Genomic DNA, 13,786 nt, shown 5'->3' with positions numbered 1-13,786 from the left:
CCCCCCCCCCCCCCCCCCCCCCCCCCCCCCCCCCCCCCCCCCCCCCCCCCCCCCCCCCCCCCCCCCCCCCCCCCCCCCCCCCCCCCCCCCCCCCCCCCCCCCCACGGCCGGGACCGTCTAGTTGCCGGAGACGGTGACCTTCTCGTCGTTCTTCAGCTCGTTCACCAGCGTCTTCATCTTCGCCTTGTCCCAGACGAGGTTGCCGCCGGTGGAGCCCGAGATCGGCATGTTCAGCGAGGTGCCGTCACCGCCGCTGACGCCCTTCATGGCCCAGAACATGGACGCGAGGTCCCACAGGCTCATGTCCTTGTCGACGGTGAGCGAGTCCAGGCCCGCGCCCATGGTCGGGTAGAACGTGAACGGGTTGAGCACCGTGGACGGGGTGGCCACCTGGTGGGCCAGCGCCGCAAGGAACTTCTGCTGGTTCTTGGTGCGCTGAAGGTCCTGCGACGCGAAGGCGTGCCGGGTGCGGACGAAGGCCAGCGCCTCCTCGCCGTTCAGCGTCTGCTTGCCGGACTTGAAGTTCGCGCCCGAGTCCTTGTCCTTGAAGCCCTTGTCGATGGTGATCTCGACCCCGCCGACCGCGTCCACGATCTTCGCGAAGCCGCCGAAGCCGATCTCCACGTAGTGGTCGATGTGCAGGCCGGTGTTGTACTCGATGGTGCGCACGAGCAGGGTCGGGCCGTCCTCGGCGTAGGCCGCGTTCAGCTTGGTGCGCCGGCCGGTGCCCGGGTAGACCTTCCCGGACGCCGACCCCTTGTACGACGGGATCTCCACGTCCGAGTCGCGCGGCAGCGAGAGCAGGGTGTCCCCGTTGTCGCCGACGTGCAGGATCATCATCGAGTCGGTGCGCTGGCCCTGCGCGGAACCCGTGTGCAGCTTCTTCTTGTCGTCGCTCGTCATGCCCTTGCGGCTGTCGGAGCCGACGATCAGGTAGTTGGTGCCCGAGCCGGCCTCCGGCCGGTCGATGACCTTGGACAGGTCGACGTCCCGGTGCAGCTTGGAGTCGGCCCAGAAGTAGGTCGCCACCGATGTGACGATGAGCACGCTCGCCAGCGTGATCGCCGTCCACTTGATGCGGCGCCGCCAGTTCGGCGCGGGACGCGGGCCCCGGGTACGGGTGCCCTCCGGGCCGTCGGGACCGCCCGGCCCGCCGCCGTAGACGTGGCCCGTGTTGTAGCCGCTGTCGTAGTCGCCGTAGCCGTCGTCGTAGCCCTGGCCGTCGACGTACGACGGCTGCGCCGGGACGCCGCCGCCGTAGGCCGGTGCGGCCGGGCCCGGGGTGCCGTACCCGCGCTGCCCGGGCGGCACGGCGGGGCCGCCGCGCTGCACCTGACGCATCACGCGGGCGCCTTCCGGCTGCGCGCCGCCGCTGCCGCGTCCGTAACGCGGACCGCGGTTGTTGTCGGACCATCCCTCGGGCCAGTCATTCATGCGCCCCAGTGTGCAGGGCACCGCCGTGTGCCTTACAAGGGATGTCGGAAAATCAGAGCGCCGCTGTTGCGAAGCTGACACAAATTCCGTGAATGTCGCTTCGGCATAAGGTGGGGGCCATGACAGACCAGGCCCCTGACGCGGATCAGGACATACCGGGCAAGCCGACGTCCGCTTCCCGCACCACGCTCAGCCACATCATGACCCACAACGACACCAACCTGCTGGGTACGGTGCACGGCGGAGTGATCATGAAGCTGGTCGACGACGCGGCGGGCGCGGTGGCCGGCCGGCACTCCGGCGGTCCCGCCGTCACCGCATCCATGGACGAGATGGTCTTCCTGGAGCCGGTCCGCGTGGGCGACCTGGTGCATGTGAAGGCCCAGGTCAACTGGACCGGCCGGACCTCGATGGAGGTCGGTGTCCGGGTGCTCGCCGAGCGCTGGAACGAGTCCGCGCCCGCCACCCAGGTCGGCTCGGCCTACCTGGTCTTCGCGGCCGTCGACGCCGACGGCAAGCCGCGCCGGGTGCCCCAGGTGATACCGGAGACCGAGCGCGACCGCCGCCGCAACCAGGAGGCCCAGATCCGCCGCACCCATCGCCTGGCCCGCCGCCGCGCGATCCGCGAGCTGCGCGAGAAGCGGGCGGCGGAGGGCTTCGAGGACTGACGGCCTCACGCGTGCCCCGAGCACACCACCTCGTTGCCACGCACCACGTTCTGCTCCGGCCGTGACGGGTCCTCGAACCGCACCTCGTGCACGCCCTTGAAGTCGGCGCCCGCGGTCACCTTCAGCAGCGGACCCTGGCCGGGCACCGCACGCAGCTCGCTGCCGGGCAGAGCCGCGGCCAGGGAGCGGGCCGAGCGGTCCCAGCGGGGGTCGTAGGAGATGACCGTGCGAGCCACGTGGGCGGGCGCGGTCACCGGCTGGTGCGTGGCGGCGAAGCCGGCCGCCGCGAGCGCGGCGTCGACGCGCTTGGCCAGCCCCATGGTGCCGGTGCCGTTCGCCACCTGCACGCGGATCTGCCGCGGCTCCACCTCCACCGGTGCCGGAACCGGGCCGCGGGTCGGGCGCTTCGCGGTCAGCGGCTTGTCGTCGCGCAGCGACTCGAAGAGGCGGCTCGCCCTGGCCGCGTCCCACTTCAGTGTCGAGCCGATGCCCTTGACCGCGTAGTTCATCTGCGCGATGGGCACCGTGGTGAACTCGGAGGAGGAGGGGGAGAAGGACCGCATCGCCCGGCCGAGGTCGAGCAGCTCGTCGGTGCCGAAGCCCTCGTCGGCGCGGACCGAGCCGAGCACCGCCCGGGTCACGTCCCGGAACCTCATCGGGTTCAGCAGCACCCCCGAGGAGGTGGCCTTCTCGATCAGCGCGGCCAGGAACCGCTGCTGCCGCTTCATCCGCCCCAGGTCGCTGGCGCTGTCGAGGTGCCGGGCGCGCACGTACTGCAGCGCCTGCCCGCCGAGCAGGTTGTGGGTCCCGGGGGCGAGGTCGAGCCCCGTGTACGAGTCCTTCAGCGGCGTCGTGGTGCAGAGCTGGACCCCGCCGAGGACGTCCACGGTCTTCATGAAGCTCGTGAAGTCGACCTCCAGGTAGTGGTCGATCTTCACGTGCGTCATGTTCTCGACCGTGCGCACGGTCAGCTGCGGCCCGCCCTCGGCGTAGGCGGCGTTCAGTTTGATCGGATGCGGCCCGTGCGGCTTGCGCGTGGTCGCGTCCACATGCGCCGGAGCCTCCGCGTACGAGTCGCGCGGCAGGCTCACCACCGTGGCCCGCTCCCGGTCCTCCGAGATGTGCACGATCATCATCGTGTCGGTGCAGTGACAGGGCTGCCCGCCCAGGTGGTAGGCGCGCCGCTGCCGCTCGCTGATCCGGTCGCGGCCGTCGGTGCCGACCAGCAGGATGTTCGTGCCGTGGCCGGCGCTCGGCCGGTTCTTCATGTCCTTGAACGCGTCGACGCGGGCGATGCCCGAATCCAGACTGGTCACGACCGCGTGCCCGATGCCGGCGGAGGCGAGCACCACGACGGACAGCGTGGACACCGCCCGCATGGCCCAGCGCGGCCGCCGCGGTGGCCGGACGGACCGCGCGGGCCGCTCGGGCGGGCGCGGCACCCGGCGGGGTGGCAGCGGACGCCGCTGGGGACGCTCAGGGGACCGAGACGGGCTGGGCAAGGAGGACACCTCCGGACGAGGCCGTACGTGGGATCCGTGAGCACGGTAGGCCGATACGATCTCCATCCCGCGTCCCGGCCCCGGCGGCGCGCACCGGTGTCCCCCGTTCGCGGTAACGTGAGCGTCCTATGAACGCCAAGCCCGACGTGCCGTCCCCCGCCGTTTCTGTGATCATGCCCGTCCTCGACGAGGAGCGGCATCTGCGCGGGGCCGTCCAAGCGATCCTCGCGCAGGAGTACGCCGGCGAGATGGAGGTCGTGATCGCCCTCGGTCCGTCCACGGACCGCACGGACGAGATCGCCGCCGAGCTCGTGGCCGAAGACGCGCGTGTGCACACCGTCCCGAATCCGACCGGCCGCACGCCCGCCGCCCTGAACGCGGCGATCAAGGCCTCCCGGCATCCGATCGTGGTCCGTGTCGACGGCCACGGCATGCTCTCCCCGAACTACATCGCCACCGCCGTCCGGCTCCTGGAGGAGACCGGCGCGCAGAACGTCGGCGGCATCATGCACGCCGAGGGCGAGAACGACTGGGAGCACGCGGTCGCCGCCGCGATGACCTCGAAGATCGGCGTCGGCAACGCGGCCTTCCACACCGGGGGCCAGGCGGGCCCGGCGGAGACGGTCTACCTCGGTGTCTTCCGGCGCGAGGCACTGGAGCAACAGGGCGGCTACAACGAGGAGTTCATCCGCGCCCAGGACTGGGAGCTGAACTTCCGCATCCGTGAGGCGGGCGGGTTGATCTGGTTCTCGCCCGAGCTGCGGGTGTCGTACCGGCCGCGTCCCTCCGTGCGGGCCCTGGCCAAGCAGTACAAGGACTACGGCCGCTGGCGGCATGTCGTCGCCCGCTACCACTCCGGCTCCATCAACGTGCGCTACCTCGCCCCGCCGACCGCGGTGTGCGCGATCGCGGCGGGCGCGGTCGTGGGCGCGCTGGTGACTCCGGTGGGCTTCGTGATCCCGGGCGGCTACCTCGCGGCGATCGCGCTCGGCTCGCTCCCCGCCGGCAAGGGCCTCCCGCTGAAGGCCCGGCTGCGGATCCCGGTGGCCCTGGCCACCATGCACATGTCGTGGGGCTGGGGCTTCCTGACCAGCCCGAAGGCGCTGGCGCGGAAGGTCATCGCGTCGCGGCGGCCTTCGGTGCGGGCGAGCGTCTCCTGACGCGGGCCGCCGCGCCCGCCGGTCAGGAGCCGGCGGGCGCGGCGGCGGCGTTGCGGACCGCGATGTCGATGCTGTTCCTGATGCGCGTCATCTTCTTGATGTCGGACTGGATGTCCCGCGTCTCGTAGGCCGCCTCGACGGCGAACCACGTCCCCACGACGTTGTTCCTGCGCTTGCAGTCGACGTCCGCGGCGGCGGTGGCCAGCTCGTGCTTGGACGGCTTCGGGGAGTTCCAGGCCGGGTCCTTGACCGCGGCTTCGGGGGTCGGGTAGGAGAAGCCCTTCTCCTTCATGCAGGACGACCACTTGGCGAATGCCGCCTTGAGCTTCGGGTCGGCCATGGACCGGACGTAGTCCTTGAAGTTGATGTCGACGGCCCCGGGGGCGTCCTGGATGATGCCGCCGCCCCTGGTCAGCTTCGCCTCCGCCTCCCCCATGCAGCCGCCCTTCGGGATCGTGAGGCCGTGGTACTTGCCGTCGGCCGGGGGAGTGGCCCCTCCCGGCGGGGTCGGAGCGCCCAGGCCGTGGCCCAGGACCACCTCCATGGCCGAGGACATCGGCTTCCGGGCCGGGCGTTGCGCGCCGGCCTGCGTCCCGCGCCGGGGGCCGTGGTAGCCGTGGGCGGCGGCGAGCGCGGGGTCGGTCGGGTCGTACCGGTGGGAGGTCTGGTCCCACTTCTGCCCGTAGTCCGGTGTCGCCGGCTTGAAGGTGAACCCGAACCGCTTCATGCACGACGTCATGAGCGCCGAGCGGGCGCTCTCGATCTTGGCGTTCTCCTGCGGGCTGATCAGGTACTTCTCGACGGGAAGCTTCCGGGCGCGCGTGTTGTCGAGCGTCGGCACGGTGCCGACCTCCGGAGCGGCCGCTGCCCGCTGCGCCGTGGGCGTCGCCGACGTGCAACCGGTCGCCGTGCAGCTCAGCGCCGCGAGTACGGCGAGCGCCGCGAGTCCGGTCGGGCGTTCCGAGGCCATGTGAGGCGTCCTTTGTCGCTGTTGCTCTGACGACTGTCGCTGTTGCTCTGACGACGTGCGGGCAGCGGCGCCCTCACCCGGAAGAACGGGGACGCCGCTGCTCCATCAGCCGGTGCGGCTGGTCCTGCGCTGAGGTGTTACGGGCACACGGCGTAGAAGTCGAAGCACTGCGACGCGTTGTTGTTCTTCAGCGTCGAGTTCAGGTTGGCCCCGGTGCCGCGCTTGATGTACTGGCTCGGGCCGCTGTTGTTCGAGTTGTAGTAGATCGTCACGCTGTAGTTCGTGTCGTAGTTGTACACGGACGCGGCGTTGTTCTTGACGTAGAGGCCGGCGCCGTTGCCGCCGGTGAACGTGTACCAGTTCGGCGCGCCGTAGTTCTCGGGCGTGTGGCTGTTACCGCCGCCGTCCCAGAACGAGGCGCCCGAGAAGTTGGAGTTGTAGTAGATGCAGGCACCGATGGTGCTGTTGCAGCTGGCCGCCTCCGCGGCGGGGGCCGCCACGAGACCGAGTCCGAGCCCTGCTGCGGTCAGCGCACCGGCGACGACCTTGTTGCGGATACCCATGGAGTTCTCCTTAGTGAGAAGCGACCTGCTCACGTCGCTCAGGACCGCACGAGATTCGATCACACGTTTGATTGACCGTCAACTGACTTGTCAGCCAAGCCAATTGGGTCTTCAGCCGCTGAAAGCCGCAGGTCGACGTGGGTGCGGTCGCATCGCCTCCGATGGTCGTCCAGGGCGGAGGACGTGGCTGGAAATGATCATATGGCCTTCCGGGAGTCGATCGGAACGCGCCAACGCGGCGCCTCGGCAACCAAGTTGACGCCGTGACAGGCCCATGATCAAATGCGCCGGGGTTTCGCTCCCTCACCTGTGGCGCTCGGCCTCGGGTGCTTTTTATTTGGAGCAGGGGGAAGTCAAGTGCGTTCAAAAATGCGTCACATGGGACGTGCCGGTGTCGTGTTCGGTGGTATCGGACTCGCGATGATCGCGGCCACCGGTGTCTCGAACGCCTACACGTACGACGGCAGTGACCCGTCCTCGACGGGCTGCGCCAGTGGTGCCACGACGGTGGAGTCCGCGACCGTCAGGAACAGCCAGGTCACGCTCGGGACCATCGAGCTGCGCTACAGCCTCGCCTGTCACACGGCCTGGGCCCGGCTGACGCTCAACCAGACCCAGGGTGCCTGTGGCAACGCCTCCGCCGGCTACGACTGCGCGCACGGTTCCGTGACCCGCAACAACGACGGCCGCACCTACAGCTGCACCATCCACCAGGGTGAGACGCAGTGCTACACGCCGATGGTCTACGACAAGGGCATGACGTCGTTCGCCCAGGCGGGCATCGACAATGTCCTGGGCTACGCCGACACCCGGACCGCCGCCTACTGACCAGGCGCTCCGCAGCCCACGTGCCGAGGGGGCCCACCGCTCACGCGGTGGGCCCCCTCGACGCGTCGTCGTCCGGCGGTGGTCAGCCGGCTACCACTGGTACGGCTTGTACACCGGCATGCACTGCCCCTTGTCGGCGCCGTTGATGGCGTCGGAGTTGCTCGGCAGGTCGCCGGCCTTCGGCTGGGACTTCTTCGGGTAGCTGGTACCCGTGCGCCAGTCGGCGCCCACGACGACGGTGACGCCGGACACGTCGGTGGACTTCGTCACCGAACTCATCGGCAGACCGAGGGCCTTGGCGACAGCCTGAGCATCGCCCTCGAGGTCCGCGCTGGGGTACCGCACCAGGGTCTCGCTCTCGGACAGCCCTGTGGCGCCGGTGTCGGCCGCCGCCCTCGCGTAGCCCTTCTGCGCGAGCACGCCGGCGATGTCCTTGGCGCGCAGGGGCACCGGGGCCGCGGCGGAGCTGCCGGTGGCGTTCTGCACGAGGACCCCCAGCTGACCGGCGGTCACCGAGGGTGTCCTGGCCGGCGCGGCCGACTTCTTCTTCGCGACAGGCTTGCCGTTCTTGTCGAAGGGAACGTCGTCGCGGAGCATCTGCCACATCTTCTCGGCGTTCGCGCCGTCGGGCACGGCGTGCGCCCCGGGGTCCTGGGGGTCCTCCACCCAGGGCATCGTCGTCATCGTGATGCGGTTCGTGGGCACGGACTTGAGCTGCATCGCGAGGTCGTACAGCTTCTTGACCGAACCGAGCTCCTGCGAGACCTGCAGCGACTTGGTGGCCGCCTCGGCCAGGTCCATGAGCCGGCCGCTGTCGGTGAAGGCGTTCTGCTCCTTCAGCTTGCGGAACATCGAGTTCAGGTACATGTGCTGGGCCCTGGCGCGCAGCGGGTCACTGCCCCAGGCGTGCCGCGTGCGCAGCCACTGGAGAGCCTGCTTGTGCTGGATGGTCCAGGTGCCGGCCTTCAGCTTCAGACCGGAGCCGCCGGGGGCGTCCGGCGTCGGCCGGTCCCAGACGTTCTCCTTCACGCAGACGTCGACGCCGCCGATGGCGTCCGCCATGTCGACCACGCCCGCGAAGTCGACCATCATCCAGTGGTCGATGTAGACCTTGGTGAGGTTCTCCCAGGTGGCCACCGTGCAGCCCGGGCCACCGCGCGCCAGTGACGCGTTGATGAGGGTGTTGACCGGCGCGTACTTCTTCCCCGTCTTGGGGTCCGTGCACCGGGGTATGTCGACCCGGGTGTCGCGCGGGATGCTGACGAAGGAGGCGCTCTTGCGGTCCGCGGACAGGTGGATGAGCATCTGTACGTCGGCGTGGGGCGGGGTGCCGCGGTTCTGGCGGGCGCCGCCGAGCTTCACGTCCTCGTCGCTGTTACGGCTGTCGGAGCCGATCAGCAGGATGTTCATCGGCGTCTGCCCGGCCGCGTTGGGCTCGGGCTTCTTCGCCTTCGAGTCGCCGCTGAGCAACTCGCCCTTGCGAATGTTGCCGTTGAGGTGCTGCAAGTAGAGGTATCCGGCGCCGGCCGTCCCGAGTATGACGACCGAGAGCACGGTCGCCGACCAGCGCAGCACGCGCCGTCTGCGCCGGCGCCGGTCGCCCTTCGAACCGCCGTTGCTCCGGCCGCCGCCGTGCTCTCCGGGCCCCTCCGGCGCGTTCGAGCCATGTCGGCTGCGTGGCACCGCCCCATGGCCAGAAGGAGCCATCCCCTGCACGTTGCTCCGCGTCAACTCCCCGCCCTCCCCACCCTGAATGTCCTGTCACGGGCCCGTCCCGTCCCCAGTTAGACGCACGACCGACCCGTTGGGTTACCTGTGAAGCGAACTTGGCTTCGCCTGGCGTGGAATTATCCGCGCGCGGAGCACCGCCCCGGCCGCCGGCCCTATGTGATCTTGAAAGCCCGGTCATTGTCCAGCAGGCGGGTAAGAACCCGCTGAGAAAGGCACCGTGCCCCCGACCGGCGGTGACCCGGTCGGAGGCACGGGAGTGGCTGTTCTTCCGGCTGATCAGCCGGCGCACTTCACCTCGTTCGCCGTGGTCCTGCCGTCGACCTTCGGAGCCTTCTTCGGCGCGGTCAGAGAGACGCCTGCGCCCTTGAAGTCCTTGCCCAGCGTCAACGTCATCGCCGGCAGACCCTGGGTGTTGGTCACGCTCTTGCCCGGCTTGAGGGCGGATCCGGAAAGGCCCATGAGGTGGGCCAGCTCCCGCGCCTGGGACGCCTGGTCGGGCGCGTACTCCAGGGTGGTCTTGGCGAGTTCGGCCGGCGCGTTGCCCGCGTTCTCCGACTTCGTCACACCCACGTCGTTCTGCAGCCACTGCAGGGTGTCCTGGGCGCTGCCGGCCTGGGCGCCACCGTTCATGACGCGCACCCGTACGTCGGACGCCGCCGACCGGCTGCCCTTCAGACGCGCGGCCTGAGCGTCCTTGGCCGCCTTCTCCTTCTTCTTCACGTCGGTGAAGGAGACGTCGTTCTCGATCGCGTCGAAGACCGGCGGGGCGGCGTTCGGGTTGACGATCACGGTCTTGTGGAAGCGGCCGTCGGCGGGGTTGTCGAGCACAGGCACCGTCACGAACGAGATGTTCTTGGGCGGCACCTTCTTCATCTCCAGCGCGACGTCCTTGAGCGTGCTCACCTTGCCGATGCCCTTGTCGACGGTGAGCGCCTTGGTGGCCGCCTCCGCCAGGTCGAGCAGCTTCGACGGGTTGGTGAGGGTGTCACCGGAGGTCATCTTGCGCATCAGCGAGGCCATGAACTGCTGCTGCACCTTGATGCGGTCCAGGTCACCGGCGTTGCCCCAGCTGTGCCGCGTGCGCACGAACGCCAGCGCCTGCTCGCCCTCGACCTTCGAGGGCCCGGCGGGCAGCTTGAGGTGCGAGTCCTTGTCGTTCACCGCGTGCGCGAGGCACACATTGACGCCGCCGACCGCGGTCGTCAGCGTTTTGACCGCGTTGAAGTCGACCATGACGAAGTGGTCGGGCGTGATGCCGGTGACCTCCTTCACCGTGCGCATCGTGCAGCCCGGGTCACGTCCCTCCTGGCCGAGGCTCTCGTTGAAGCGCACCTGGCGTGAGCCGGGGATGACCTTCTCGGAGCCGTCGGGCTGGATGGTCTGGCAGTCCGGGACGTCCACGACCAGGTCACGCGGGATGCTCAGCGCGGTCGCGTTCGTACGGTCCTTGGAGACGTGCAGCAGGATGTTGGTGTCGGCGTGCCCGATGCTGTTCGCGTCGCCGTAGCCGGCGTTGCCCTTGCCGGTGCGCTTGTCGGTGCCGATGATCAGGATGTTGAAGGCGTCGTCCTTGCTGAAGCCGTCCTTGGCCGCGCTGCCGACGTCCGTCGTCGTGACGTTTCCCTCGAGGTGCTTGAGGTACAGGTATCCGGCCGTGCCGACGGCGATCACCACGAGCGCCGTGCCACCGGCGGTCCAGGCCAGGATCTTCTTGGCCTTGCCCTTCTTCTTCACCGGCCGCCGGTTGCGCCGTCCCTGCGGCTGCTCCGGCTCGGTGCCCCGACGCCGGGCCGACCGTGGTGGGGGTACCTCACCGCCGCGCGTCCGGCCCGTCTCACGGGTTCCGTCGGTCGTCCGGTCCTCGCGACGGCGCGGCGCTGAGCCGCTGCCGCCTCGGGGATCGGGTCTACGGGGCCCGGGTACCGGCGACTGCGCTGCGGAAGTGCTCAGTCGCAGTTCGTATTCGCCGGTGTTCGGATTGAGTACCCACTGGTCTGCGGGGTCGATGTTCTCCGCCCGCCCACGGCTCTGCGCGTCCACGGTTGTCCGAATCCTCCGTCGGGGCCACGCGGCGCCTTCCCCCAAGGCGCTCGGGTCTCGGTGAACCAGTGCGCGACCCCAGGACGGACCTCGTGGCCGGGTGCACCGGATCGCTCACACTATCGGCCCAGTTCAGCGGGAAGCGACGCCGATGACAAATTGCACATCCCTACAACTGGGCAATCCATGCCATTTTCCTGAACACAAGTTCGCTGTTTTGGCCAGCGCATTACTCGCAGGCGTGCTCGGCGGCGGTGTTCCCGCGGAAGGTGGGGGTGGGGGAGGGGCTCCGCGCGGGCTCCCCCGGGCCTTCCCCTGCGCCTTCCCGTGCGGCGGTGCCCGAGGGGCTGCCCGAGGGTCCGTCGCCGGGGCCGGGCGGTGCGGTGTCCCGGGCCACCACCACCGGCTGGTCCGACCGCAGTCGCGCGAACAGCCGCTCGGCCTCGGGCTCCACGAGCTGGTCGCGGTTGGAGTCGTAGACGTACGACTCACGCGGCACCGTCAGGAACTGCACATGTTCCGTGGGGATGTCACGCAGCCCGCGGACCAACTGGTACAAGCCACGCAGACTCGCCAGTTCCGGATCGGTGGTGAGCGAGGAGGTCGCCGCGTCCAGCACCGGGTAGAGCTTCACCGGGTTCAGCAGCACGTCGTTGCTCTGCACCTTGTTGACCAGTGCGCCGAGGAACCGCTGCTGCCGCTCCATCCGTTCGGTGTCACTGCCGTCGCCGAGCGACTTGCGGGCCCGTACGAACCCGAGGGCCTGCTCCCCGTCGAGGGTCACCGGGCCCGCCGGCAGCTTGAGCTGGGCGGCCTTGTCGTCGATGGGCTCCTTCAGGCACACCCGCACGCCGTCGACCGCGTCGACCATGTCCTTGAACCCGCTGAAGTCGACCACCATGTGATGGTCGACCCGAATGCCGGTCAGCTTCTCGACGGTCCGGATGGTGCAGGACGAACCGCCCAGTTGGAAGGCGTGGTTGAACATCGCGAACACCGGCTCGCCACGGCTGCCGTCCTGCCGCCGGCAGGAGGGGATGTCCACCATCAGGTCCCGGGGCAGCGAGACGGCGGTGGCGCTGCGCCGGTCGGCGGCCAGATGCAGCAGGATCGTGGTGTCCGACCGTTCGCTGCCCAGGTCCCGCCCGTACTCCCGGTTGCCGTCCCCGGCCCGGGTGTCCGACCCGATCAGCAGGATGTTCTGCGCGCCCCGCACCAGCGCGGTGGGCCGTTCCCGTTCGTAGCGCGCGAGTTCGGCGGCGGCCGCCTCGTCCGGGGTGATGTTGGCGCTCAGCTTCGCGTACAGCGCCCAGCCCGTCCCGGCGGCCGCCGCCACGAACACGGCCACGCCCAGCGCGGTCCCGTGCGTCCAGCGCCGCCGGCGGCGGCGCGCCAGCCCCTCGCCGGTCGCCGACGAGCCGTGACCGGGGCCGGGATCCGGACCGGGGGGCCGGCGAACGGTGTCGGACACGGTGCGGACCCCCCTCATGGCGTACGAGCGTCACGTCCTGCTCCTACGACCATGGCGGGGGCGGTGGGGGACGGCCCCCTCAGCTACTCCGAGTGGGGGACCCCCGCCACCTCAGTGCCGCGCGGCGGTCACCCGCTCGTCCTCGATCCGCTTGGCGAGGGCCTCGCCGTCCGTCCGCTCCAGATTCCGGCACAGCACCACGGACCCGCCGACGGCCAGCGGCGCGTACAGCCCCGCGCTCAGCCCCTCCCAGGTGTCGTACGACAGCCCCGACAGCAGCCGCGATCCGGGACCGGTCAGATCCAGCGAGGGCGCGTCGGCCAGGGCTCGCTCGACGACCTCGGCCGCGCTCAGCTCGGCGCCCGCGACGATCAGCGCCGGCTCCTCGGGGTCCACCGGTGCGAACGGGGCGAACCGGTCGCCCTGGCCCGGCACCTCCACGGCGTAGTCGGCGAAGCCGGCCGGCGGCTGCGGGAAGCGGCCACCCAGCGGCCGCAGCGCGAGGGCGACCCGCTCTCCGCGGCAGGCCCGTGCCGCCTCCAGCGAGTCCGGGCCGCTGACGACGACGTCGGCGGCGGCCGGGTCACCGCCCACGTCCGCCACCGCGCCCACCGACGCGCAGGCGAGCAGCCACACGGCCGTCTGCCAGTGCGCGGGCAGCAGCAGCGCGACCCGGTCGCCGGGACCGGCGGACAGGTCGCCCTGCAGCAGGTTCGCGGTCTTGGCCACCCAGTTGGCGAAGGTGGCGACGGACAGTTCCACGCGTTCGCCCGTGGCATCGTCGTAGAAGGTCACCAGGGGACGGCCGGGGTCCGCGGCGAGCGCGGAACGCAGCAGGTCGGCAGGGGTGCGATCGGTGGCGTTCACGCGCGCAAGATTACGCCGGGCCGAAAAGGCGCACCGGGCGACGGCGCCACCGGTCCGGCGCAGCGGCCCCCGACGTCCCGTCGCACACGGACCCCGGCTTCGGGCCCCCTCGGTCATCCGCAGTACCCGCCGCTACCACGTCAAGAGCACGAGCCGGCGGGACATCGGCTACGCCTTCCTCGTCGACAAGTGCGGAACCGTCTACGAGGGCGGGGCCGGGGCGCGGCGAAGGCGGTCCTCGGTGCCCGCCCCCGCGGGTTCGACTCCAGCGGCACGGGCATCGCGGTGATCGGCGGTTACGCCTCGGCCAGGCCGTCCGGCGCCGCCGTCGCGGCCGTCGCCCCGCTCACCGCGCGGCGGCTCGGACTCTCCGGCGCCGACCCCGAGGCAGGACATACCCGACGTCGGGCGGTGGCAATGTGTGTACCCGAAGGGGAAGAACGTACGACTGGACGTGATCTCCGGCCATGGGGACGGATACGCCACCGAGTGTCCGGGCGAGCGGCTCCACGCCGGCACGTTCACCGCCGTCGGGGGCGGGTGGGGGAGGCC

The 13,786-nt window shown here is 70.4% G+C and carries 11 protein-coding genes and 1 pseudogene; 4 read left to right on the top strand and 8 right to left on the bottom strand.

Annotation, left to right across the window (positions count from 1 at the left end; all coding sequences use genetic code 11):
* Positions 1-117: 117 nt before the first annotated feature.
* Entirely contained in the window at positions 118-1,434 is a 1,317-nt protein-coding gene (locus V7E45_RS31920) for an LCP family protein (protein ID WP_333777716.1), read from the bottom strand.
* A gap of 119 nt (positions 1,435-1,553) precedes the next feature.
* Between V7E45_RS31920 and V7E45_RS31915 the strand changes: the two genes are divergently transcribed.
* On the top strand, positions 1,554-2,102 hold the full coding sequence (locus tag V7E45_RS31915) for an acyl-CoA thioesterase (RefSeq protein ID WP_333777715.1): 549 nt from the start codon (positions 1,554-1,556) through the stop codon (positions 2,100-2,102).
* Between the two features lie 5 nt (positions 2,103-2,107).
* On the opposite strand, the gene V7E45_RS31910 is transcribed toward V7E45_RS31915, so the two are convergent.
* Positions 2,108-3,604 (bottom strand): LCP family protein, encoded by a 1,497-nt coding sequence (locus V7E45_RS31910; protein ID WP_443056306.1) that lies wholly within the window; start codon positions 3,602-3,604, stop codon positions 2,108-2,110.
* Positions 3,605-3,732: 128 nt separating this feature from the next.
* Between V7E45_RS31910 and V7E45_RS31905 the strand changes: the two genes are divergently transcribed.
* Complete coding sequence (locus V7E45_RS31905; RefSeq protein WP_333777713.1) at positions 3,733-4,764, top strand: glycosyltransferase family 2 protein; 1,032 nt, start codon at positions 3,733-3,735, stop codon at positions 4,762-4,764.
* A 22-nt stretch (positions 4,765-4,786) separates the two neighbouring features.
* On the opposite strand, the gene V7E45_RS31900 is transcribed toward V7E45_RS31905, so the two are convergent.
* Both V7E45_RS31900 and V7E45_RS31895 read right to left on the bottom strand, forming a co-directional pair.
* Positions 4,787-5,734 (bottom strand): hypothetical protein, encoded by a 948-nt coding sequence (locus V7E45_RS31900; RefSeq protein ID WP_333777712.1) that lies wholly within the window; start codon positions 5,732-5,734, stop codon positions 4,787-4,789.
* A 137-nt stretch (positions 5,735-5,871) separates the two neighbouring features.
* A complete protein-coding gene (locus tag V7E45_RS31895) occupies positions 5,872-6,297 on the bottom strand; it encodes a peptidase inhibitor family I36 protein (protein ID WP_317443707.1) in 426 nt (141 codons plus the stop codon).
* A gap of 378 nt (positions 6,298-6,675) precedes the next feature.
* On the opposite strand from V7E45_RS31895, the gene V7E45_RS31890 reads away from it, so the two are divergent.
* Complete coding sequence (locus V7E45_RS31890; RefSeq protein ID WP_333777711.1) at positions 6,676-7,125, top strand: DUF2690 domain-containing protein; 450 nt, start codon at positions 6,676-6,678, stop codon at positions 7,123-7,125.
* Positions 7,126-7,215: 90 nt separating this feature from the next.
* Here V7E45_RS31890 and V7E45_RS31885 read toward each other — a convergent pair whose 3' ends face one another.
* From V7E45_RS31885 to V7E45_RS31870, 4 genes are all read right to left on the bottom strand, one after another.
* A complete protein-coding gene (locus V7E45_RS31885; protein ID WP_443056305.1) occupies positions 7,216-8,832 on the bottom strand; it encodes an LCP family protein in 1,617 nt (538 codons plus the stop codon).
* A 300-nt stretch (positions 8,833-9,132) separates the two neighbouring features.
* On the bottom strand, positions 9,133-10,896 hold the full coding sequence (locus V7E45_RS31880) for an LCP family protein (protein WP_333777709.1): 1,764 nt from the start codon (positions 10,894-10,896) through the stop codon (positions 9,133-9,135).
* A gap of 229 nt (positions 10,897-11,125) precedes the next feature.
* Complete coding sequence (locus tag V7E45_RS31875; RefSeq protein ID WP_443056304.1) at positions 11,126-12,367, bottom strand: LCP family protein; 1,242 nt, start codon at positions 12,365-12,367, stop codon at positions 11,126-11,128.
* Positions 12,368-12,478: 111 nt separating this feature from the next.
* Positions 12,479-13,234 carry a TIGR03089 family protein gene (locus tag V7E45_RS31870; RefSeq protein ID WP_333777707.1) on the bottom strand — a complete coding sequence of 252 codons (756 nt, stop codon included), beginning with the start codon at positions 13,232-13,234 and terminating at the stop codon, positions 12,479-12,481.
* A gap of 100 nt (positions 13,235-13,334) precedes the next feature.
* On the opposite strand from V7E45_RS31870, the pseudogene V7E45_RS31865 reads away from it, so the two are divergent.
* A pseudogene (locus V7E45_RS31865) lies at positions 13,335-13,786 on the top strand (N-acetylmuramoyl-L-alanine amidase); the annotation flags it as partial.

It is taken from the genome of Streptomyces sp. IBSBF 3136 (genome assembly GCF_036815105.1).
GTDB lineage: Bacteria > Actinomycetota > Actinomycetes > Streptomycetales > Streptomycetaceae > Streptomyces.
Note: the sequence above shows the minus strand (reverse complement) of the source record. Positions and strands in the feature narration are given on the sequence as shown.